The organism is Buttiauxella noackiae ATCC 51607, from assembly GCF_001654865.1.
GTDB classification, from domain to species: domain Bacteria; phylum Pseudomonadota; class Gammaproteobacteria; order Enterobacterales; family Enterobacteriaceae; genus Buttiauxella; species Buttiauxella noackiae.
This window is the reverse complement of the sequence record NZ_LXEO01000046.1, coordinates 22,683-44,326: the sequence shown is the minus strand read 5'-3', so window position 1 is coordinate 44,326 and position 21,644 is coordinate 22,683. Positions and strand designations below refer to the sequence as shown.

Below are 21,644 nucleotides of genomic sequence, written 5' to 3'. Positions count from 1 at the left end.
ACAAATATACTCCAGACGAAAAAAAGTAACGTCGAGTTCGTCTCGTTAGAATGCACGCATATTCGTTTTTTTACGCCTGAATGATGGAGGAATTGTGCAGGAAACAAGGAGGGAAAATGTAGGAATTCCCATTAAATGCGGGCCGTTAGAGATTAGGATTGCGGAGAATAACAACCCCATGCTGTCAGGCATATGCTCTCTTCAACGACCCATTATGGGCATGAATGCAGTAAGGAGTAGCTTATGTTGAAATCAATTGTTCTCGCATTATCGATTCTGGTAGTCGCTCCGCTGGCTGCGCAGGCTTCAGAAATTACGCTAATTCCAGCGGTGAAACTGCAAATTGGCGATCAGGACCGGGGTGGTAATTATTGGGACGGCGGCCACTGGCGGGACCGTGGCTGGTGGAACGACCACTATGAATGGCGTGATAACAGATGGCATCCGCATGACCATCATGACGATCGCCATGACCACCATGATAAGGACCATCACGATAACGGTAATCACTATGGCCAATACAAGCATCACTAAGCAAAACGCCAGCATTGTGCTGGCGTTTTGTTTTACTGCTCGTGGCGCTTGAATACTAATTCATGTTTACCGGAAGCCGCTTCATCAAAGAAGTAGCCGTCAGTATTAAAACCCGTTAGTTGCTCAGGTTTAGTGAGTCGGTTTTCAATGATGTAGCGGCTCATCAGGCCGCGGGCTTTCTTGGCATAGAAACTAATGACTTTAAATTTGCCATTCTTCTCATCAAGGAACACCGGCTTGAAGATTTCTGCATTGAGTTTTTTCGGTTTTACCGATTTGTAGTACTCATCTGAAGCCAGGTTAATCACAACATTGTCACCTTGAGCTTCCAGCGCCTGGTTCAGTTTCTCGGTAATGGTGTCACCCCAGAAATGATACAGATCTTTACCCTGGGGGTTCTCAAGCTTAATGCCCATCTCCAGACGATATGGCTGCATCAGATCAAGTGGGCGCAATACGCCGTACAACCCGGATAGCATCCTTAAATGCTGCTGGGCGAAATCGAAATCTGCATCGCTAAATCCTTCAGCCTGCAACCCTGTATACACATCACCTTTAAACGCCAGAATGGCCTGACGCGCATTTTGTGGGGTGAATTCCGGGTGCCACTCGTGAAAACGTGTTTCGTTGAGTGAAGCCAGTTTGTCGCTGATATGCATCAGTGAGGAGATTTGCGGGGCGCTAAGTTTACGAGCCACGGCAATCAACTGCTGGGAATAGTCCAGAAGCTCAGGTTGCGTATAGCGATCGGTCGGAAGATCGCTTTGATAATCCAGGGTTTTTGCAGGTGAAATTAAAATTAGCATGTTTGTTCCTGGCCGAATTATTTTGGGTATGGTAGCAAATTTCCTGAAAGTATTAGCCGATGGTTGCGATTAGCGCCTGGTTTCAGGGGGCTCCGGATTGTCCCAGATGCCCGGTGCCAGTTGGCTTTTAATTTCCGGAAAACGATTCGGGTCGAAAACGGGTGTTTTACCTAACTTTAACTGCCGCAGGTAATCGATACTGAGATCGCGGGCGACAGGCGAAAGCAGCAGAATTGCCGTGAGGTTAGTGACAGCCATAAACGCCATTGCTACGTCTGCCATTTGCCAGACTAATGGCAATGGAGAAAGGGTGCCAAACATTACCATTACCAGTGCCAGGCAACGGAATAGTACAGTAGCGAAAGGACTTTTTTGTTGTAAAAACAGAAGGTTGTTTTCTGCATAGGCGTAGTTGGCGACAATCGATGTGAACGCAAATAGCATAACAATGAGTGCGATGAATCCGGTTCCCCACGACCCCACTACACTACTAAGCGCTTGTTGTACCAGCCTTATGCCGTTCAAGTCAGGGCTTGCCGTATCCAGGATGCCTGAAAACAAGATAATCCCAGCGGTGGCTGAACAGATGATTATTGTATCGATCAACACACCAAACATCTGCACCAACCCTTGTGATGCGGGATGTGGTGGCCATGTTGCAGCAGCCGCGGCAGCGTTAGGTGAAGAGCCCATGCCAGCTTCGTTAGAAAACATGCCGCGCTGAAAACCCGTGGTGATTGCCTGACTAATAGTAAACCCCAGGGCGCCTGATGCCGCTTCTTGCCAGCCAAACGCGCTTTTGAACACTAGCGAAACCACTTCGGGTAAACGCTCGATATTCAGCGCCATCACAACCAGGCTCATCAACACCCAGATAAGCGCCATAAACGGAACCAACCATTGAGATATGCGTGCAGTGCCGCGCATCCCGCCCCAAATCACGCCCGCAGTTAAGACAACGAGTGCAATGCCAACCCAGGTTTTGGGAATGCCGAAAGCGTTGTTAACGGCATTTGCGATTGAATTCGCCTGCACAGCGTTAAAAATCAAACCAAAGGCTATCATCAGGAAGATGGAGAACATCACGCCCATCCAGCGCATTCCCAGCCCACGTTCCATATACCACGCCGGGCCACCGCGATAATTGCCTTCGCTATCACGTGTTTTATAAAGCTGGGCAAGGGTGCATTCGACAAAAGAAGTTGCCATTCCGAGCATGGCTACGACCCACATCCAGAAAATAGCACCCGGACCACCGAGTGTAAGAGCCAGCGCCACGCCAGAAAGATTACCACTACCTACACGGGCAGCGAGGCTTGTGCAAAGCGCCTGAAATGAGGATATTCCGGAAGAATCTTTATTTTTATTCGCCAGAATTATGCTTCGAAACTGGGTCAAATAGCGGAATTGTACAAAACCACAGCGCCAGGTAAACCAAAGGCCTGCGCCGACTAACAAATAAATGAGGATGGAACCCCATAGTATCTCATTGATAAAAAGGAAAAAATCCGCCATTAACATCCCTCGTTTGCATGCGTTGTGAGCACAGCTAATGCGCGGTGGCCGCGCATGATCCTTTAGATTGCAGGCAAATAATACACGGTATTTATCAGTTTCGCGTTCAGTTCCTGCCGATGTGTTGCTGCGGTTGCACCTGAATTGCGTCGTGATATCATCAAGCCAGACCGGTTACATCCCCCTAACAAGTTACATCTAATGAGAAACACTATCATGACGGATAAATTGACCTCCCTGCGTCAGCTAACCACAGTAGTTGCGGACACCGGGGATATTGCGGCAATGAAGCTGTATCAACCGCAAGATGCCACCACTAACCCATCTCTGATCCTGAACGCGGCGCAAATTCCTGAATATCGCAAACTGATTGATGATGCGATTGCATGGGCGCGTGAGCAGAGCAGTGATCATGCACAACAGGTTGTGGATGCGACTGACAAGCTGGCGGTGAATATTGGTCTGGAAATCCTGAAACTGATCCCAGGTCGTATTTCTACTGAAGTTGATGCGCGTCTGTCTTATGACACCGATGCCAGCATCACTAAAGCAAAACGTCTGATCAAAATGTACAACGATGCGGGTATCAGCAATGATCGTATCCTGATCAAACTGGCTTCTACCTGGCAAGGCATCCGTGCTGCTGAGCAGCTGGAAAAAGATGGCATCAACTGTAACCTGACTCTGTTGTTCTCCTTCGCTCAGGCACGTGCTTGTGCAGAAGCCGGTGTGTTCCTGATCTCTCCATTCGTAGGTCGTATCCTCGATTGGTACAAAGCGAACACCGATAAGAAAGAGTACGCACCGCATGAAGATCCAGGTGTGGTTTCTGTTTCTGAAATCTACCAGTACTACAAACAGCATGGTTACGAGACTGTGGTTATGGGCGCAAGCTTCCGTAACCTGGGCGAAATCATCGAACTGGCTGGCTGTGACCGTCTGACCATCGCACCTGCTCTGCTCAAAGAGCTGGCTGAAAGCGAAGGCGCGGTTGAACGCAAACTGTCTTACACTGGTGATGTGAAAGCACGCCCAGAGCGTATGACTGAATCTCAGTTCCTGTGGAGCCACAACCAGGATCCAATGGCAGTTGATAAACTGGCTGATGGCATCCGTAAGTTTGCTATCGACCAGGAAAAACTGGAAAAAATGATCGGCGACCTGCTGTAATCATTATGCGTGGCTGGCTTCGTCCAGCCACGCTTTTTAGTGTTTCACCCTGTCTGCAACGCCCTCCACCGTGTATCATTCCGTTAAGTTTGATGATTTCCCGGGAATGATATGAATACCTTACGCATTGGCTTAGTTTCCATCTCTGACCGCGCCTCGAGCGGTGTATATCAAGATAAAGGCATTCCGGCGCTTGTTGACTGGCTGGAGCGCACCTTAACGACTCCATTCCAGATTGAAACGCGCTTAATCCCCGATGAGCAACCGCTTATTGAACAGGCGCTGTGTGAGCTGGTGGATGAAATGGCGTGTCATTTGGTGTTAACCACTGGCGGTACAGGCCCGGCGCGTCGTGATGTCACGCCTGATGCAACGCTTGCGGTTGCCGATCGTGTAATGCCTGGCTTTGGCGAGCAGATGCGCCAGATAAGCCTGCACTTTGTACCGACGGCCATTCTTTCACGTCAGGTTGGCGTAATTCGCAAACAGGCACTCATTCTGAATTTACCTGGGCAGCCGAAGTCTATCCAGGAAACCCTGGAAGGCGTAAAAGATGCTAATAACAAGGTTGTAGTGCCGGGGATTTTTGCAAGTGTACCGTATTGTATACAGTTATTAGATGGTCCATATATTGAAACGGATAGCTCTGTAGTAGCAGCTTTTCGCCCTAAAAGTGCCATTCGCGATACAAACTCCTAAAACCAAGTTGTTTGCGGTATAAGATGTAGTCACTCTGGCATGTGGAGTGTGGTTCGTTATAGTGAAATTGCTTTACAGCAAAATGGAAGCTAATAACCACACTCTACTCTGGAAGCAGGCTCTTATGGCACAACAACTCAATTCAACACATCGCACCAGACCTCTGAATCGTCAGGATTACAAAACCCTGACCCTTGCCGCTTTGGGTGGTGCGCTCGAATTCTACGACTTTATTATTTTCGTCTTTTTTGCCACCGTCGTTGGTGCGCTTTTCTTCCCGGCCGATATTCCTGAGTGGCTTCGTCAGTTACAAACTTTTGGCATCTTTGCCGCAGGTTATCTGGCTCGTCCGCTGGGTGGGATCATCATGGCGCACTTTGGCGACCTGGTTGGTCGTAAAAAAATGTTCACCCTGAGCATTTTACTGATGGCGCTGCCAACGCTTGCGATAGGGATGTTGCCAACCTATGAAACACTCGGTATCGCGGCACCTATATTGCTACTTCTGATGCGCGTGCTTCAGGGGGCGGCAATCGGTGGTGAAGTGCCAGGAGCATGGGTATTTGTCGCAGAACACGTTCCCTATAAACGTATTGGTATTGCATGTGGCACCTTAACTGCTGGTTTAACTGCCGGTATTTTGTTGGGTTCCGTGGTCGCGACCATTATTAATACCTCGATGACCCAGCAGGCAATCCATGATGGCGGCTGGCGTATACCGTTCTTCCTCGGTGGGATTTTCGGCCTGGTGGCGATGTATCTGCGCCGTTGGTTGCAAGAAACCCCAATTTTCCTTGAGATGCAGCAACGCAAAGCGCTGGCAGAAGAGTTGCCGTTGAAATCGGTCATCGCAAACCATAAAAAAGCGGTGGTGATTTCGATGCTGCTAACCTGGTTGTTGTCGGCGGGTATTGTGGTGGTCATTTTGATGGCACCAACCTGGTTGCAAAAACAGTTGGGTATTGCGCCAGCATTGACGCTTCAGGCGAACAGTATCGCCATCGTGATGTTGTGCATCGGTTGTATTCTGGCTGGGCTGATTATTGACCGTATAGGTGCCAGCAAGACCTTTACTTTCGGCAGCTTGTTATTGGCCGTGTGCAGTTGGATGTTCTATCACCTGACGGCAATTTATCCTGAATATCTTTTCTTATTCTATGGGCTTGCTGGTTTGAGCGTTGGTGTTGTGGGGGCAGTGCCGTTTGTGATGGTGCGAGCATTCCCGGCGGAAGTGCGTTTTAGCGGTATTTCGTTCTCTTACAATATGTCGTATGCCATTTTTGGTGGCCTGACGCCAATCTTTGTCACGATGTTATCTGCCATATCACCAATGGGACCAGCCTGGTATGTACTGGCGCTGGCAATGGTTGGGCTGGGATTGGGGATTTGGTTACGCAAAGATTTAACGCATGAAGATAAGGTGGTGGAAAGGCCGCTGCAACATTCATAAAAAAACGCGGAGGCTAGCCTCCGCGTTTTTGTTTTCTTACACGTGAGTGCAGAAATTAGTGTTTTTCACCAATTGGCAGCACGGTACGGCCAAACTGCTCATTGAGCACTTCGCCCATTGCCAGATAAATGGCGCTTGCACCACATACCAGGCCAATCCAACCCGCAACGCGAACGATGCTTTCGTTATCTACCAGGTGGCCAATAGCCAGCAGGGCAAACAGTACGGTCAGGCTACCAAACACGAACTGCAGCATACGTGGCGCAGAAGCCAGGGTGCCGAAGAACATGAACAGGGTGAAGATGCCCCACAGACCGAGATATGCACCGAGGAAGTGTGCGTTCGCAGCATCTGCAAGACCCATCTTAGGCATGATCAAAATGGCGACCAGAGTCAGCCAGAAAGAGCCATAAGAAGTGAAAGCTGTCAGGCCGAAAGTATTACCTTTCTTGAATTCCAACAGGCCGGCAAAAATTTGTGCGATACCACCGTAGAAAATGCCCATTGCAAGGATGTTGACATCAAAAGGGAAGATGCCGGTGTTATGCAGGTTGAGCAGAATGGTAGTCATGCCGAAGCCCATCAAGCCCAGGGGAGCTGGATTAGCCAACTTAGTGTTGCCCATAGTTCCTCTAAAATTCGTCTGAAAATGATTATATGTAGTCGCCACACAACTGCTAAAGGGCAGCGGGGCGCGGCATCATAATCAGGTCGAGAGCCTGAGTCCATGATCTAAACAGGTGTGAAGATGAAAATTTTTTTTGCCTTGCCCCTTGATGGCGAGCCGAGTGACCCCATCTTGTATGCAACCGCAGTTGATGGACCTGTAAAAAATCATGTTTGGGCAGTTGAAAGACTCTTGTTTGCCCGCATAACAGGTTCACGACCATATGACGAACAAATTTTAAGTGGAGACGTTTAGATGGGTAAAATTATTGGCATCGACTTGGGTACTACCAACTCTTGTGTAGCGATTATGGATGGTACTACTGCTCGCGTTCTGGAAAACGCCGAGGGCGACCGCACCACTCCTTCTATCATTGCTTATACGCAAGATGGTGAGATTCTGGTTGGTCAGCCGGCTAAACGTCAGGCAGTGACTAACCCGCAGAACACACTGTTCGCGATCAAACGCCTGATTGGCCGTCGCTTCCAGGATGAAGAAGTGCAGCGTGATGAAGCTATCATGCCGTACAAAATTATTGGCGCTGATAACGGTGATGCATGGATCGACGTTAAAGGCCAAAAAATGGCACCTCCGCAGATCTCTGCTGAAGTGCTGAAGAAAATGAAGAAAACTGCTGAAGATTACCTGGGCGAACCGGTAACTGAAGCTGTTATCACCGTTCCTGCATACTTCAACGATGCTCAGCGTCAGGCTACTAAAGATGCTGGCCGTATCGCAGGTCTGGAAGTGAAACGTATCATCAACGAACCAACCGCAGCGGCTCTGGCCTACGGTCTGGATAAAGAAGTTGGTAACCGTACTATCGCGGTATACGACTTGGGTGGTGGTACTTTCGATATCTCTATCATCGAAATTGATGAAGTTGATGGCGAGAAAACCTTCGAAGTTCTGGCAACCAATGGTGATACCCACCTGGGTGGTGAAGACTTCGATAGCCGTCTGATCAACTACTTAGTGGAAGAGTTCAAGAAAGATCAAGGTATCGATCTGCGTAACGATCCACTGGCTATGCAGCGTCTGAAAGAAGCTGCTGAAAAAGCGAAAATTGAGCTGTCTTCTGCTCAACAGACCGACGTGAACCTGCCGTACATCACAGCAGACGCGACTGGTCCAAAACACATGAACATCAAAGTGACTCGTGCGAAACTGGAATCCCTAGTCGAAGACCTGGTAAACCGTTCTATCGAGCCGCTGAAAGTTGCACTGCAAGATGCTGGCCTGTCTGTATCCGATATCCAGGACGTCATCCTGGTTGGTGGTCAGACTCGTATGCCAATGGTGCAGAAGAAAGTTACTGAGTTCTTTGGTAAAGAACCACGTAAAGACGTTAACCCGGACGAAGCTGTTGCAATCGGTGCAGCTGTTCAGGGTGGTGTGCTTGCTGGTGACGTGACTGACGTACTGCTGCTGGACGTTACCCCGCTGTCTCTGGGTATCGAAACCATGGGCGGTGTGATGACTTCACTGATCAATAAAAACACCACTATCCCGACTAAACACAGCCAGGTGTTCTCCACAGCTGAAGATAACCAGTCTGCGGTGACCATCCATGTGATTCAGGGTGAACGTAAACGTGCGGCCGATAACAAATCTCTGGGTCAGTTCAACCTGGATGGTATCAGCCCGGCACCACGTGGTATGCCACAAATCGAAGTCACTTTCGATATCGATGCTGATGGTATCCTGCACGTTTCCGCGAAAGACAAAAACAGCGGTAAAGAGCAGAAAATCACCATCAAGGCTTCTTCTGGTCTGAATGAAGAAGAAATCCAGAAAATGGTGCGCGATGCGGAAGCTAACGCCGAGGCTGACCGTAAGTTCGAAGAACTGGTACAGACTCGCAACCAGGGTGACCACCTGATGCACAGCACTCGTAAGCAGGTTGAAGAAGCAGGCGATAAACTGCCAGCTGACGACAAAACTGCAATCGAATCTGCACTGAGTGCGCTGGAATCTTCTCTGAAAGGTGAAGACAAAGCTGACATCGAAGCGAAAATGCAGGCGCTGGCGGAAGTTTCTCAGAAACTGATGGAGCTGGCTCAGGCACAGCATGCAGAACAGCAAGCAGGTAACGCTACTGACGCTGGTAACTCTGCAAGCAAAGACGACGATGTTGTTGATGCTGAGTTCGAAGAAGTTAAAGACAAAAAATAATCGCCCTTTGAGCGGTTGATTCACTGGCACGGGCGTCGAGGTTTTCCTCTGCGCCCGTGCACGCATGTTAGGGGCAGACAAAAAAGATGGCGAAGAGAGACTATTACGAGGTTTTAGGCGTTCCGAAAAACGCGGAAGAGCGTGAAATCAAGAAAGCCTACAAACGCCTGGCAATGAAGTTCCACCCGGATCGTAATCAGGGTGACAAAGAGTCCGAAGGCAAATTTAAAGAAATCAAAGAAGCCTACGAAATCCTGACCGACGAGCAAAAACGTGCGGCCTATGACCAGTATGGTCATGCAGCGTTTGAGCAAGGCGGTATGGGCGGTGGTGGTCACGGCGGATTTGGCGGTGGCGGTGCTGACTTTGGTGATATCTTTGGCGACGTATTCGGTGACATCTTCGGTGGTGGCCGTCGTCAGCGTGCATCCCGCGGTGCCGATTTACGCTACAACATGGACTTAACGCTGGAAGAAGCCGTCCGTGGCGTGACTAAAGAGATCCGCATTCCAACGCTCGAAGAGTGTGGTGTTTGCCACGGTAGCGGCGCGAAAGCGGGCTCTAAGCCACAGACTTGCCCGACTTGTCATGGACAAGGCCAGGTACAAATGCGTCAGGGCTTCTTTACCGTGCAGCAAAGCTGTCCGCACTGTCAGGGTCGCGGTTCAATTATTAAAGATCCGTGCAATACCTGTCATGGGCATGGCCGTGTAGAGAAAACTAAGACCCTGTCGGTGAAAATCCCGGCTGGCGTTGATACCGGTGACCGTATTCGTCTGGCAGGTGAAGGCGAAGCAGGTGAGCATGGTGCGCCATCAGGTGATTTATACGTCCAGGTTCAGGTTAAACAGCACCCAATCTTTGAGCGTGAAGGTAATAACCTGTATTGCGAAGTGCCTATTAACTTTGCGATGGCCGCATTGGGTGGCGAGATTGAAGTCCCTACACTGGATGGTCGTGTAAACCTGAAAGTGCCTGGTGAAACGCAAACTGGCAAATTGTTCAGAATGCGTGGTAAAGGGGTGAAATCTGTACGTGGCGGAGCTCAGGGTGACCTGTTATGCCGCGTTGTTGTAGAAACCCCGGTTAGCCTGAATGAAAAGCAAAAACAATTGCTGCGCGATCTGGCGGAAAGTTTTGGTGGGCCAAGTGGTGAAAAGAACAGTCCGCGTTCAAAGAGCTTCTTTGATGGCGTGAAGAAATTCTTTGACGATCTAACCCGCTAAACTTAACTTCCTTCTTGGTTGTAAAAAGCCTGAATCGAATATTTTTGATTCAGGCTTTTTTTATGCGCGTGTTATTCATTAGTTTTTTATTTGATTCGATTCGTTATTTCCGATCATTTGTTGCAATATAATCTACTTTTATCGATGTGTTAGACAGGCTATGCTTAATACATATTAATGCCCTAAATGATTTAAGGCAGTTTGAAAATCGGGATGAAAAGATGACAAAAAAACTAAAATACTTTTTCAATAATGATGCCTCCAGCGGCATCTTTTTAATCCTTGCCGCTGTACTGGCAATGGTTCTTGCCAACCTGAGTTCCACCAGTGAGCTGTACCAGTCGTTTTTAAATACACCGGTAGAGGTGCGTATTGGTTCGCTGGATATCAGTAAAAATCTACTGCTGTGGGTCAACGATGCATTGATGGCAATCTTCTTCCTGATGATTGGCCTTGAAGTAAAACGCGAAATGGTTAGCGGCTCGCTTGCCAGTATGCGTCAGGCGTCGTTCCCGGTTATCGCGGCATTAGGTGGCATGGTTGTCCCGGCGGCAATCTATTTGCTGTTTAACTTCCAGGACCCAATCACGCGTGAAGGTTGGGCGATTCCGGCGGCAACTGATATCGCTTTCGCGCTGGGTATTCTGGCATTGCTGGGCAACCGCGTACCTGTCGCGCTTAAAGTGTTCCTGATGGCTTTGGCCATTATTGACGACCTGGGCGCAATCGTGATTATTGCTCTGTTCTACACCAGCGATCTTTCAATCCTTTCGCTGGCTGTTGCTGCAGGTGCTATCGCTGTACTGGCATTACTGAATATCTGCAATGTGCGCCGTACTGGTTTGTATATTCTGGTTGGTGTGGTGCTGTGGACCGCAGTATTGAAATCGGGCGTACACGCAACGCTTGCTGGGGTAATCATTGGTTTCCTTATCCCATTGAAAGAAAAAGATGGGCGTTCTCCGGCGAAAGAATTGGAGCATGTGCTGCATCCCTGGGTCGCATTCTTGATCCTGCCGTTGTTTGCTTTTGCCAATGCGGGCGTTTCATTAAGCGGTGTGACTTTTTCCGGGTTGACCTCGTTGTTACCGATGGGGATTATGGCAGGTCTGTTTATCGGCAAGCCACTGGGTATTAGCCTGTTCTGCTGGGCTGCACTGAAACTGAAGCTGGCAACGTTGCCTGAAGGGACGACCTGCAAGGAAATCATGGCGGTCGGCGTGCTGTGCGGGATTGGCTTCACAATGTCTATCTTTATTGCATCGCTGGCATTTGACGGTGCAGACCCTGCGCTGATTACCTGGGCTAAGCTGGGCATTCTATTGGGGTCACTGTTCTCAGCTGTCGTCGGTTACTGCATGTTGAGAAGCCGCTTCAGCTCGCCGTTACCGCATCATTAATTTTATCTACTAACGGCTCCTCGGGAGCCGTTAGCTAATGGATTGTTTATCAGGGAGTGAAAAACATATGTCACACATAAATTACAACCATCTCTATTACTTCTGGCATGTCTGCAAAGAAGGGTCAGTGGTAGGTGCTGCTGAAGCGCTCTATTTAACACCACAAACAATCACCGGCCAGATCAAAGCGCTGGAAGAACGCCTGCAAGGTAAACTTTTCCGCCGCCAGGGGCGTGGTCTGGTTCCTTCTGAATTAGGCCAGCTTGTTTTCCGCTATGCAGACCGTATGTTTACCTTGAGCCAGGAAATGCTGGATATCGTGAACTACCGCAAAGAATCCAGCCTGTTGTTTGACGTTGGTATTGCAGACGCATTATCAAAACGTCTGGTGAGCGGCGTGCTTGATGCGGCTGTTGTTGAAGATGAGCAAATCCACCTGCGCTGTTTTGAATCGACTCACGAAATGCTGCTTGAGCAATTAAGCCAACATAAACTGGATATGATTATCTCTGACTGCCCGATAGATTCAACTCAGCAGGAAGGGCTATTCTCGGTGAAAATCGGCGAATGTGGGATTAGCTTCTGGAGCCAAAATCCGTTGCCAGATTTACCTTTCCCTGCCTGTCTTGAAACCCGACGTTTGTTGATTCCAGGCCGCCGTTCGATGTTAGGGCGTAAGATTTTGAACTGGATTAACACTCAGGGGTTGAAGGTGGAAATTCTCGGTGAGTTTGATGATGCCGCCCTGATGAAAGCCTTTGGTGCTGCACACAATGCAATTTTTGTAGCGCCAACGCTCTATGGGCAGGATATCTACAACGATGAGAACATTGTCGAGATTGGGCGCATTGAGAACGTGATGGAAGAGTACCACGCGATATTTGCAGAACGCATGATTCAACATCCGGCGGTACAGCGTGTGTGTAACCGGGATTACTCAGCGTTATTCAAAGAGGCTTAAATCTGGACTCAAATTTCAGATATAAAAAAACCGGCGTAAGCCGGTTTTTTTCAAGCTAACAACAAGTTGGTGATTAAGCCAGTTTGTTGATTTGCGCTACAAGGTTAGCCTTATGACGCGCAGCTTTGTTTTTGTGGATCAGACCTTTGCTAGCCTGACGATCCACGATTGGTTGCATTTCGTTAAATGCTTTCTGTGCAGCAGCTTTGTCGCCAGTTTCAATCGCTGCGTATACTTTCTTGATGAAAGTACGCATCATAGAGCGACGGCTTGCGTTGTGCTTACGAGCCTTTTCAGACTGTACAGCACGTTTCTTAGCTGATTTGATATTAGCCAAGGTCCAACTCCCAAATATGATCTATGTAGACAATTCAAAGGCCGAGGAATATGCCCTCTTAGCCTTCTTTTGTCAATGGATTTGTGCAAATAAGCGCCGTTAAATTTACGGAGCCTCTTACGTTGTGATGGCGCGGATTCTACCAGCATAACGGTCATGAATACAGCTTTAAGCAACAAAAATCGTCCAGTGATGCGCATCTACGTAGAAACCAGGTGCCAGTTCGATGAAATCCTTAATGCTTTATGCCAAAGGGTACAATCGCCGGTTAACCTTCACCGTGGTAATTGATATAATCCGCCGATTTCCACTGTTTTGAGCCAGCCATGAAGCTGATACGCGGCATACATAATTTACGCCAGAACCACCACGGGTGTGTCCTCACCATTGGGAATTTCGATGGCGTGCATCGAGGCCACAAGTCCCTGCTAAAAGGGTTGTGTGCACAAGGGCGTGCGCGAAATCTGCCGGTGATGGTCATGATCTTTGAACCGCAACCGCTTGAGCTGTTCGCGGGCGATAAAGCCCCAGCGCGCCTCACACGCCTGCGCGAAAAGCTGCGTTATCTGGCTGAGTGTGGTGTGGACTACGTGCTGTGTGTGCGATTTGACAGGCGCTTTGCTGCGCTCACGGCGCAAAACTTTGTCAGCGAACTTTTGGTCGACCGCCTCGGGGTAAAATTCCTCGCCGTAGGTGATGATTTCCGCTTTGGTGCTGGTCGCCAGGGGGATTTCTTGTTATTACAGAAGGCTGGCCTCGAATATGGTTTTGACGTCACCAGTACGCAGACTTTCTGCGAAGGTGGAGTACGAATCAGCAGTACGGCTGTTCGCCAGGCACTGGCTGATGACGATTTAACGCTTGCCGAAAGTTTACTGGGTCATCCGTTTATCATCTCAGGGCGTGTTGTCCATGGTGATGAACTGGGGAGAACCATTGGTTTCCCAACGGCTAACTTACCGTTGCGTCGTCAGGTTTCCCCTGTCAAAGGGGTGTTTGCGGTAGAAGTCGCAGGCCTTGGCGATAAACTGCTGCCGGGCGTTGCCAACATTGGTACACGGCCAACGGTAGCGGGCCTGCGCCAACAGCTGGAAGTCCATTTGCTGGACGTTGCAATGGACTTGTATGGGCACCATATTGATGTGGTGCTGCGTAAAAAAATACGAAATGAACAACGGTTTGCTTCGCTTGATGAACTGAAAGCGCAAATCGCCAAAGATGTGGTAACCGCCCGCGAATTTTTTGGGCCTAATACCTGAGCAAGCTAACAACGGAACCGAGAATCTAATGAGTGACTTTAAATCTACCCTGAATTTACCGGAAACAGGGTTCCCGATGCGTGGCGATCTCGCTAAACGCGAACCGGGCATGCTGGCTCGCTGGAATGATGATGACCTGTACGGCATCATCCGTAATGCAAAGAAAGGCAAAAAATCCTTCATTCTGCATGATGGCCCTCCATACGCGAACGGCAGCATTCACATTGGTCACTCAGTTAACAAGATTCTGAAAGACATTATCGTAAAGTCCAAAGGGCTTTCCGGTTTTGACTCTCCGTATGTTCCTGGCTGGGACTGTCACGGTCTGCCAATTGAGCTGAAAGTAGAACAGTTGATCGGTAAACCTGGTGAGAAAGTTTCTGCGGCTGAATTCCGTGCTGCGTGCCGTAAATATGCGGCTGAGCAGGTAGATGGGCAGCGTGCCGATTTCATCCGTCTGGGTGTGTTGGGCGACTGGTCACGTCCGTATCTGACTATGGACTTCAACACCGAAGCGAACATCATTCGTGCGCTCGGTAAAATTGTCGGTAATGGCCACCTGCATAAAGGCGCTAAACCTGTGCACTGGTGCGTCGACTGCCGTTCAGCCCTGGCTGAAGCGGAAGTTGAGTACTATGACAAAACCTCCCCATCAATCTTTGTTAGCTTCCAGGCCGTTGATGCAGATGCGGTAAAAGCTAAATTTGGTGTAGCGCAGGTTGATGGCCCAGTTTCTATGGTTATCTGGACTACGACGCCGTGGACACTGCCTGCTAACCGTGCAGTCTCCCTGAATGCTGAGTTCGAATATGTTCTGGTGCAAGTTGATGGTCAGGCGCTGATCGTTGCCAAAGATTTGCTCGAAAGCGTAATGAAAAGCGCAGCTATCGCCGAGTGGACGGTTCTGGGTACTGCCAAAGGTGCGGATCTGGAATTAACCCGTTATAAACACCCGTTCTTAGATTTCGATGTTCCTGCGATTCTGGGCGACCACGTTACGCTGGAAGCGGGTACCGGTGCGGTTCACACCGCCGGCGGCCACGGTCCTGACGACTACGTGATCAGCCAGAAATACAACCTGGAAATCGCAAACCCGGTTGGCCCGGACGGTTGCTACCTGGCTGGTACTTATGAAGGTCTGGACGGCGTTCAGGTGTTCAAAGCTAACGACCTGATCGTTAACATTCTGCGTGATAAAGGCGCTCTGCTGCACGTTGAAAAACTGCTGCACAGCTACCCGCACTGCTGGCGCCACAAAACGCCGATCATCTTCCGTGCCACGCCGCAGTGGTTTATCAGCATGGATCAAAAAGGCCTGCGTGAGCAGTCGCTGAAAGAGATCAAAGGTGTGCAGTGGATCCCGGACTGGGGCCAGGCGCGTATCGAATCCATGGTTGCTAACCGCCCGGACTGGTGTATCTCTCGTCAGCGTACCTGGGGCGTGCCAATGTCTCTGTTCGTACACAAAGACACTGAAGAGCTGCACCCGCGCACGCTGGAGCTGATGGAAGAAGTCGCTAAACGTGTTGAACAAGACGGTATCCAGGCGTGGTGGGATCTCGACCCGCGTGACATCATGGGTGACGACGCTGACAACTACACCAAAGTGCCAGACACCCTGGACGTGTGGTTCGACTCCGGCTCAACGCACTCATCGGTGGTTGATGTGCGCCCTGAATTCAACGGCCATGCGGCAGACATGTATCTGGAAGGCTCGGATCAGCACCGCGGCTGGTTCATGTCTTCACTGATGATTTCTACTGCGATGAAAGGCAAAGCGCCTTATCGCCAGGTACTGACTCACGGTTTCACCGTGGATGGTCAGGGCCGCAAAATGTCCAAATCCATCGGTAACACCGTTTCTCCGCAGGACGTGATGAACAAACTGGGCGCGGATATTCTGCGTCTTTGGGTGGCGTCAACGGATTACACCGGTGAAATCGCTGTGTCCGATGAGATCCTGAAACGCGCTGCTGACTCTTATCGTCGTATCCGTAACACCGCACGTTTCCTGTTGGCGAACCTTAACGGTTTCAATCCAGAAACCGATATGGTGAAACCGGAAGAGATGGTGGTACTGGACCGCTGGGCAGTGAGCTGTGCGCAGGATGCCCAAACCGATATCCTCGCCGCGTACGAAAACTACGACTTCCACGAAGTGGTGCAACGCCTGATGCGTTTCTGCTCCATCGAAATGGGCTCGTTCTATCTCGATATCATCAAAGACCGCCAGTACACCGCGAAATCCGATAGTGTTGCACGTCGTAGCTGCCAGACTGCTCTGTTCCACATTGCAGAAGCGCTGGTTCGCTGGATGGCGCCAATCATGTCCTTTACCGCTGACGAAATCTGGGCATTCCTGCCTGGCAACCGTGAGAAATACGTCTTCACTGGCGAGTGGTATGAAGGTCTGTTCGGCCTGGCTGACAGCGAAACGATGAACAATGAATACTGGGACACGCTGCTAACCGTGCGTGGCGAAGTGAACAAAGTTATCGAGCAAGCGCGTGCTGATAAGCGTGTGGGCGGCTCTTTGGAAGCGGATGTCACTCTGTATGCTGACAACGAATTGGCTGCGAAGCTAAACAGCCTGGGCGAGGAATTGCGATTTGTCCTGTTGACCTCCGGCGCTGAAGTTGTCGATTATGCGCAGGCAACTGAAGACGCACAGCAAAGCGAGATCCTGAAAGGATTGAAAGTTGCTCTGCGTAAAGCCGACGGTGAGAAATGCCCGCGTTGCTGGCATTACACCACCGACGTCGGTCAGGTAGCGGAACACGCAGAAATCTGTGGCCGCTGTGTAACCAACGTAGCCGGTGACGGCGAAAAGCGTAAATTTGCCTGATGAGTAAATCGATTTGTTCTACCGGACTGAGCTGGCTGTGGCTGGTGGTCGTGGTACTGATCGTCGATCTGGGCAGCAAATACCTTATCCTCCAGCATTTCATGCTGGGGGACACCGTATCGCTGTTTCCGTCGATGAATCTGCACTATGCCCGCAATTACGGTGCCGCATTTAGTTTCCTTGCGGATAAAGGCGGCTGGCAGCGCTGGTTCTTCGCTGGTATCGCTATTGGTATCTGCGTGATTCTGGCGGTGCTGATGTACCGTGCAAAAGCAAGCCAGAAGCTGCATAACATCGCCTATGCTTTAATCATTGGCGGTGCACTTGGTAACTTGTTTGACCGGTTATGGCACGGTTTTGTGGTCGACATGATTGATTTCTATGTCGGCGACTGGCACTTCGCCACGTTTAACTTAGCTGATACGGCAATCTGTATCGGTGCGGCGCTGATTGTGCTGGAGGGCTTCTTTGTCTCCTCCGACAAGCCCGCAAAGCAAAAAGGGTAACCCATGGCTGAGTCTATCCAGGCCAATAGCAGAGTATTAGTGCATTTCACGCTGAAACTCGAAGATGGCTCCACCGCCGAGTCGACCCGCAATAACGGCAAACCGGCACTCTTTACGCTGGGTGACGAAACGCTGTCACCGGGCATGGAAGATCAGCTTGTCGGCCTGAAAGCAGGGGATAAAAAAGCATTCTCTCTGGCACCTGAATCGGCGTTTGGTATTCCAAGCCCGGACATGATTCAGTATTTCTCGCGTCGTGAATTTATTGATGCGGGTGAGCCGGTGCCAGGGGCGATTATGCTGTTCACCGCAATGGATGGCAGCGAGATGCCAGGTGTAGTGCGTGAAGTCAACGGCGATTCCATCACCGTTGACTTTAACCACCCACTCGCCGGGCAAACCATTCATTTTGATATCGAAGTACTGGAAATCGACCCGGTACTGGAGGCGTTGAATGCAGATCCTGTTGGCTAACCCTCGCGGCTTTTGTGCCGGGGTAGACCGCGCTATCAGCATTGTTGAAAACGCGCTGGCCATCTACGGTGCGCCGATTTATGTCCGTCACGAAGTGGTGCACAACCGCTACGTGGTTGATAGCCTGCGGGAACGCGGGGCGATTTTCATCGAGCAAATCAGTGAAGTGCCTGATGGCGCAATCCTGATTTTTTCAGCACACGGTGTTTCCCAAGCGGTTCGCAACGAAGCTAAAGGCCGTGATTTAACGGTGTTTGATGCGACCTGTCCGCTGGTGACTAAAGTGCATATGGAAGTCGCTCGCGCCAGCCGTCGTGGTGAAGAGTCCATTCTGATTGGCCATGCTGGTCACCCGGAAGTGGAAGGCACCATGGGCCAGTACAGCAACCCGAAAGGTGGCATGTACCTGGTTGAATCACCGGAAGATGTCAGCAAACTGGATGTGAAAAACGAAGCCAAACTGTCGTTTATGACGCAGACCACGCTCTCTGTTGATGACACCTCTGACGTGATTGATGCGCTGCGTAAACGCTTCCCGAAAATCATCGGTCCACGTAAAGACGATATTTGCTATGCCACCACCAATCGCCAGGAAGCTGTGCGTGCGCTGGCTGATGAAGCAGATGTGGTGTTGGTTGTTGGCTCGAAAAATTCCTCCAACTCCAACCGTCTGGCAGAGCTTGCACAACGCATGGGCAAGGCCGCATATCTGATTGACGATGCGACTGATATCCAGGAATCATGGGTTAAAGATGCGGTTTGCGTCGGTGTTACGGCAGGGGCGTCTGCGCCAGATATTCTGGTGCAAAACGTTCTGGCTCGCCTGCGTGAATTAGGCGGCAGCGAAACCCGTGAGCTGGTGGGGCGTGAAGAAAATATTATTTTCGAAGTGCCGCGTGAATTGCGTATGGATGTGAAAGAAGTCGAGTAATCGGCATCCATCGCAAACACCAAATTCAAAAGGGGAGCTTATGCTCCCCTTTTTTGATCAAGTGTCACTCCTCACAGCTGGAAGTCAGTCAGGAAGCGATCAATGATCTGATGGTCTTCACTGGAAAGTTGCCAGCCAGGCTTGCGGCAATAGTCTGTTGCGATAATTCCACGCTTCATCAAAATCGTTTTCTCAACCTGAATGATGTATTCGCAATGCGTCATCCAGCGTTGGATATAAGGTAACAACGCCTGATGTAGTGCCTCGGCTTGTGCCGTTTCGCCCCTCTGCCAGTGCTGATAAATCCGCACATACACTTCAGTAAAAGAACAGCCCGGCATCACGCCCTTGCCGCCAGCCGCCAACATTTGCAGCATATACAATCCAGCATAGCCGTTAAGCACGCTGGCCTGTGGAGCCTTCTGGAGAAACTCGCGGGTGTAATCCACTGGCGGATTACATTCGATTTTAAATACCGCATGCGGGTAAAGAGCGGCGACCACCGCCAACTGTTCTGGAGTAATCGCCAGGCCTGTTTCACCCGGCGCGTATTGCACCATCACCGGAATATCCACCGCTTCCAGCACGGCAAAAATATGCTCCTGAATAGCCTGTGGACTCGGTTGCAGGAAAAACGGCGGCAGCAGCATCAGCGCATCCGCACCAAGGCTTGCATAGAAACGGGCGCGTTTTACCGCCACTTCCGTGCTGTGATCTGTCACCGACATCGCCCGGTACAGCGAACTGCCCGCGAGCGTTGAGACGAACATCTGCGCCAGGCGGTCACGCTCCGGATCGGTGAGTTTTGGAAACTCGCTGGCGATGCCGAACAGCGTGGTGCCTTGCGCGCCGGTATTGCCGATATGCTCAAGCAGGCGCACAAAACTCGCTTCGTCGATTTCGCCGCTGGCGGTAAACGGCATGGCGACGATCGGGTTTACGCCAACAATTTCCTGAGCTGTGAAATGCTTATTCATCAGTCATCCTCCCTGTCTGCCAGCACGGCACCTTGCGCGGCAGGCAACGCCCAGCGGCGATACAAACGCAGGAATCCGCGTGGGACTTCTTTATTAACTGGTTTCCAGTTTTCGCGGCGCGTAGCCAGTTCGGTCTCGGCTACGTGTAAAGTCAGGCTACGGGCTGGAATATCAATCGAGATTTCATCGCCGTTTTCCACCAGCCCTAACTCGCCGCCATCAACGGCTTCCGGGGAAATATGTCCAACGAACAGACCACGGTTGGAGCCGGAGAAGCGCCCGTCGGTAATCAGTGCGCAGGTGTCAGAAAGGCCCATACCTTCCAGCGATTTCATCGGCTTATACATTTCTGGCATGCCAGGGCCACCTTTCGGGCCTTCGTAGCGCAGAACCAGCACGCTGCCCGGCTGAATTTGACCGGACATAATCGCTTCCACGGATTCCTGCTCGCTGTTGAACACCACCGCCGGGCCACGGAATACCATCAGGTTTTCCGGCACCGCAGCAGGTTTCACCACGCAACCCAGCGGAGATAAATTACCGTGCAACACCGCCACACCCGCTTCATTACGCACTGGAATCGCGAGCGTATGAATGACTTCCGGGCGACAACTGCGTTTACCAACGGCGTGCAATTCAGCTTTGGTTTTACCCGCGACGGTCAGCGCATCCATATGCATCAGTTTGCTGATTTCATACTCCACCGCTTGCACGCCACCCGCTTCCCAGAAGTCGATCATATCGTGCTCGGACGCCGGATAAAGTGAGGCGACCAGCGGGACACGGTGGCTTAACTCATCGAAAGCAGACAGCGGCAGGTGACCCAACTCCGCTTCGTAGTAAATAGCCTGAAGATGCAAAATCGCGTTGGTGGAACCGCCCGTAGCCAGCAGATAAACCATCGCGTTGTGAATGGATTCGGCGGTAATAATCTGGCGCGCGTTCACGCCATTGAGCACCAGCTCCACTGCATGGCGGCCAGTTTCAACGGCGCAGTCGCGGCGTTCCTGCGACACTGCAGGTAGCGTGCTGCTACCCGGCAAACTCATACCCAACACTTCACCGATACAGCACATGGTGTTCGCGGTGCCGTACATGGTGCAGGAGCCAGGCCCTGGTTCGGCGATATTCTCGATATGAGCGAACTCTTCTTCACTGATTTCACCACGCTTTTTCCAGCCAATGGCTTCGGTAACGATATTGCCGTCCCAGTGTTTGCCTTTGTATTCAGCCGGGTACATTGGGCCGCCGTTGACCATAATCGCCGGGATGTCTAATCGCGCTGCTGCCATCAACATCGCCGGAACGATTTTGTCGCACGAACCGAGCAGAACCATGCCGTCAAAACGGTGGGCGCGCATCATCACTTCAATTGAGGCCGTAATCACTTCGCGGGCGGCGAGGATATAGCGCATCCCTAAATGCCCTTCGGCGATACCGTCGCAAGGGGCAATGGTGCCAAACACCATGCCCACGCCTCCGGCTTCTTCAATGCCTTCCAGCACTTTGGCTGTTAGCTCATTGAGATTGGCATGACCTGCCGTCGCGTTGGTGTAGCTGTTCACCACCGCAATAACAGGTTTGCGTAGTTGTTCATCGGTATGACCCATTGATTTATACAGCGCCCGTTTCAGCGCGCCGTCATCACCTTCAAGGATTGGGTTGAAATGCGTGCCACAGCTGGCACATCCGCCACATCCACTCATAGTTTT

The 21,644-nt window shown here is 50.7% G+C and carries 20 protein-coding genes; 14 read left to right on the top strand and 6 right to left on the bottom strand.

Annotated features, from left to right (window positions below; genetic code table 11):
- Positions 1 to 243 precede the first annotated feature (243 nt).
- The gene (locus tag M979_RS14400) at positions 244 to 534 is read left to right on the top strand and encodes a DUF2502 domain-containing protein (protein WP_064555342.1); all 291 of its coding nucleotides are present in this window, start codon (positions 244 to 246) and stop codon (positions 532 to 534) included.
- 32 nt (positions 535 to 566) lie between these two features.
- Here M979_RS14400 and yaaA read toward each other — a convergent pair whose 3' ends face one another.
- A complete protein-coding gene (gene yaaA / locus M979_RS14395) occupies positions 567 to 1,340 on the bottom strand; it encodes a peroxide stress protein YaaA (RefSeq protein ID WP_034459423.1) in 774 nt (257 codons plus the stop codon).
- A gap of 69 nt (positions 1,341 to 1,409) precedes the next feature.
- Complete coding sequence (locus M979_RS14390) at positions 1,410 to 2,855, bottom strand: alanine/glycine:cation symporter family protein (protein WP_064555341.1); 1,446 nt, start codon at positions 2,853 to 2,855, stop codon at positions 1,410 to 1,412.
- Positions 2,856 to 3,071: 216 nt separating this feature from the next.
- Here M979_RS14390 and tal point away from each other — a divergent pair, with 216 nt between their 5' ends.
- From tal to M979_RS14375, 3 genes are all read left to right on the top strand, one after another.
- Positions 3,072 to 4,025, top strand: coding sequence for a transaldolase (gene tal, locus M979_RS14385; protein ID WP_034459407.1), 954 nt, complete (start codon positions 3,072 to 3,074; stop codon positions 4,023 to 4,025).
- Positions 4,026 to 4,136: 111 nt separating this feature from the next.
- Positions 4,137 to 4,724 carry a molybdopterin adenylyltransferase gene (gene mog, locus M979_RS14380; protein WP_034459404.1) on the top strand — a complete coding sequence of 196 codons (588 nt, stop codon included), beginning with the start codon at positions 4,137 to 4,139 and terminating at the stop codon, positions 4,722 to 4,724.
- A gap of 124 nt (positions 4,725 to 4,848) precedes the next feature.
- Positions 4,849 to 6,174 carry an MFS transporter gene (locus tag M979_RS14375; protein ID WP_034459401.1) on the top strand — a complete coding sequence of 442 codons (1,326 nt, stop codon included), beginning with the start codon at positions 4,849 to 4,851 and terminating at the stop codon, positions 6,172 to 6,174.
- Between the two features lie 55 nt (positions 6,175 to 6,229).
- Here the strand turns inward: M979_RS14375 and satP are convergent, their stop codons facing one another.
- Positions 6,230 to 6,799 (bottom strand): acetate uptake transporter, encoded by a 570-nt coding sequence (gene satP / locus M979_RS14370; protein WP_064555340.1) that lies wholly within the window; start codon positions 6,797 to 6,799, stop codon positions 6,230 to 6,232.
- Positions 6,800 to 6,922: 123 nt separating this feature from the next.
- Between satP and M979_RS23370 the strand changes: the two genes are divergently transcribed.
- The 5 genes from M979_RS23370 to nhaR all read left to right on the top strand — a co-directional run bounded on the left by M979_RS23370 (position 6,923) and on the right by nhaR (position 12,603).
- Positions 6,923 to 7,096 (top strand): hypothetical protein, encoded by a 174-nt coding sequence (locus tag M979_RS23370; protein WP_154150710.1) that lies wholly within the window; start codon positions 6,923 to 6,925, stop codon positions 7,094 to 7,096.
- A complete protein-coding gene (gene dnaK, locus M979_RS14365) occupies positions 7,097 to 9,016 on the top strand; it encodes a molecular chaperone DnaK (protein WP_034459397.1) in 1,920 nt (639 codons plus the stop codon).
- 86 nt (positions 9,017 to 9,102) lie between these two features.
- Positions 9,103 to 10,242 carry a molecular chaperone DnaJ gene (dnaJ, locus tag M979_RS14360; protein WP_034459395.1) on the top strand — a complete coding sequence of 380 codons (1,140 nt, stop codon included), beginning with the start codon at positions 9,103 to 9,105 and terminating at the stop codon, positions 10,240 to 10,242.
- A gap of 221 nt (positions 10,243 to 10,463) precedes the next feature.
- Positions 10,464 to 11,642, top strand: a complete 1,179-nt coding sequence (gene nhaA / locus M979_RS14355; RefSeq protein ID WP_064555339.1) for a Na+/H+ antiporter NhaA — start codon at positions 10,464 to 10,466, stop codon at positions 11,640 to 11,642.
- Between the two features lie 67 nt (positions 11,643 to 11,709).
- Complete coding sequence (nhaR, locus tag M979_RS14350) at positions 11,710 to 12,603, top strand: transcriptional activator NhaR (RefSeq protein ID WP_034459392.1); 894 nt, start codon at positions 11,710 to 11,712, stop codon at positions 12,601 to 12,603.
- Between the two features lie 73 nt (positions 12,604 to 12,676).
- Here nhaR and rpsT read toward each other — a convergent pair whose 3' ends face one another.
- A complete protein-coding gene (gene rpsT / locus M979_RS14345) occupies positions 12,677 to 12,940 on the bottom strand; it encodes a 30S ribosomal protein S20 (protein WP_034459390.1) in 264 nt (87 codons plus the stop codon).
- 326 nt (positions 12,941 to 13,266) lie between these two features.
- Here rpsT and ribF point away from each other — a divergent pair, with 326 nt between their 5' ends.
- Genes ribF through ispH form a run of 5 tightly spaced genes read left to right on the top strand, consistent with a single transcriptional unit; the run spans position 13,267 to position 18,955 of the window.
- Positions 13,267 to 14,199: a bifunctional riboflavin kinase/FAD synthetase gene (gene ribF / locus M979_RS14340; RefSeq protein ID WP_034459389.1), complete on the top strand. Its 933-nt coding sequence runs from the start codon at positions 13,267 to 13,269 to the stop codon at positions 14,197 to 14,199.
- 28 nt (positions 14,200 to 14,227) lie between these two features.
- Positions 14,228 to 17,044, top strand: coding sequence for an isoleucine--tRNA ligase (ileS, locus tag M979_RS14335; RefSeq protein ID WP_064555338.1), 2,817 nt, complete (start codon positions 14,228 to 14,230; stop codon positions 17,042 to 17,044).
- Complete coding sequence (gene lspA, locus M979_RS14330; protein WP_064555337.1) at positions 17,044 to 17,550, top strand: signal peptidase II; 507 nt, start codon at positions 17,044 to 17,046, stop codon at positions 17,548 to 17,550. The genes ileS and lspA overlap by 1 nt, the downstream gene beginning before the upstream one ends.
- A gap of 3 nt (positions 17,551 to 17,553) precedes the next feature.
- Positions 17,554 to 18,024, top strand: coding sequence for an FKBP-type peptidyl-prolyl cis-trans isomerase (gene fkpB, locus M979_RS14325; RefSeq protein ID WP_034459386.1), 471 nt, complete (start codon positions 17,554 to 17,556; stop codon positions 18,022 to 18,024).
- Positions 18,005 to 18,955, top strand: coding sequence for a 4-hydroxy-3-methylbut-2-enyl diphosphate reductase (gene ispH, locus M979_RS14320; protein ID WP_034459385.1), 951 nt, complete (start codon positions 18,005 to 18,007; stop codon positions 18,953 to 18,955). Before fkpB ends, ispH begins: the two co-directional genes overlap by 20 nt.
- Positions 18,956 to 19,026: 71 nt before the next feature.
- Here the strand turns inward: ispH and M979_RS14315 are convergent, their stop codons facing one another.
- Positions 19,027 to 19,932 carry a dihydrodipicolinate synthase family protein gene (locus tag M979_RS14315; RefSeq protein ID WP_064555336.1) on the bottom strand — a complete coding sequence of 302 codons (906 nt, stop codon included), beginning with the start codon at positions 19,930 to 19,932 and terminating at the stop codon, positions 19,027 to 19,029.
- Positions 19,932 to 21,638, bottom strand: a complete 1,707-nt coding sequence (gene ilvD, locus M979_RS14310; protein WP_064555335.1) for a dihydroxy-acid dehydratase — start codon at positions 21,636 to 21,638, stop codon at positions 19,932 to 19,934. Before ilvD ends, M979_RS14315 begins: the two co-directional genes overlap by 1 nt.
- Positions 21,639 to 21,644 lie beyond the last annotated feature (6 nt).

Bases quoted from the DNA above. Each gene is read 5' to 3' on its own strand.
- fkpB (WP_034459386.1), top strand. From the start codon at position 17,554: ATGGCTGAGTCTATCCAGGCCAATAGCAGAGTATTAGTGCATTTCACG.
- mog (WP_034459404.1), top strand. From the start codon at position 4,137: ATGAATACCTTACGCATTGGCTTAGTTTCCATCTCTGACCGCGCCTCG.
- dnaJ (WP_034459395.1), top strand. From the start codon at position 9,103: ATGGCGAAGAGAGACTATTACGAGGTTTTAGGCGTTCCGAAAAACGCG.
- satP (WP_064555340.1), bottom strand. From the start codon at position 6,799: ATGGGCAACACTAAGTTGGCTAATCCAGCTCCCCTGGGCTTGATGGGC.
- M979_RS14390 (WP_064555341.1), bottom strand. From the start codon at position 2,855: ATGGCGGATTTTTTCCTTTTTATCAATGAGATACTATGGGGTTCCATC.
- ispH (WP_034459385.1), top strand. From the start codon at position 18,005: ATGCAGATCCTGTTGGCTAACCCTCGCGGCTTTTGTGCCGGGGTAGAC.
- M979_RS14375 (WP_034459401.1), top strand. From the start codon at position 4,849: ATGGCACAACAACTCAATTCAACACATCGCACCAGACCTCTGAATCGT.
- tal (WP_034459407.1), top strand. From the start codon at position 3,072: ATGACGGATAAATTGACCTCCCTGCGTCAGCTAACCACAGTAGTTGCG.
- dnaK (WP_034459397.1), top strand. From the start codon at position 7,097: ATGGGTAAAATTATTGGCATCGACTTGGGTACTACCAACTCTTGTGTA.
- lspA (WP_064555337.1), top strand. From the start codon at position 17,044: ATGAGTAAATCGATTTGTTCTACCGGACTGAGCTGGCTGTGGCTGGTG.
- ilvD (WP_064555335.1), bottom strand. From the start codon at position 21,638: ATGAGTGGATGTGGCGGATGTGCCAGCTGTGGCACGCATTTCAACCCA.
- ileS (WP_064555338.1), top strand. From the start codon at position 14,228: ATGAGTGACTTTAAATCTACCCTGAATTTACCGGAAACAGGGTTCCCG.
- M979_RS14315 (WP_064555336.1), bottom strand. From the start codon at position 19,932: ATGAATAAGCATTTCACAGCTCAGGAAATTGTTGGCGTAAACCCGATC.
- nhaR (WP_034459392.1), top strand. From the start codon at position 11,710: ATGTCACACATAAATTACAACCATCTCTATTACTTCTGGCATGTCTGC.
- yaaA (WP_034459423.1), bottom strand. From the start codon at position 1,340: ATGCTAATTTTAATTTCACCTGCAAAAACCCTGGATTATCAAAGCGAT.
- nhaA (WP_064555339.1), top strand. From the start codon at position 10,464: ATGACAAAAAAACTAAAATACTTTTTCAATAATGATGCCTCCAGCGGC.
- ribF (WP_034459389.1), top strand. From the start codon at position 13,267: ATGAAGCTGATACGCGGCATACATAATTTACGCCAGAACCACCACGGG.
- M979_RS23370 (WP_154150710.1), top strand. From the start codon at position 6,923: ATGAAAATTTTTTTTGCCTTGCCCCTTGATGGCGAGCCGAGTGACCCC.
- M979_RS14400 (WP_064555342.1), top strand. From the start codon at position 244: ATGTTGAAATCAATTGTTCTCGCATTATCGATTCTGGTAGTCGCTCCG.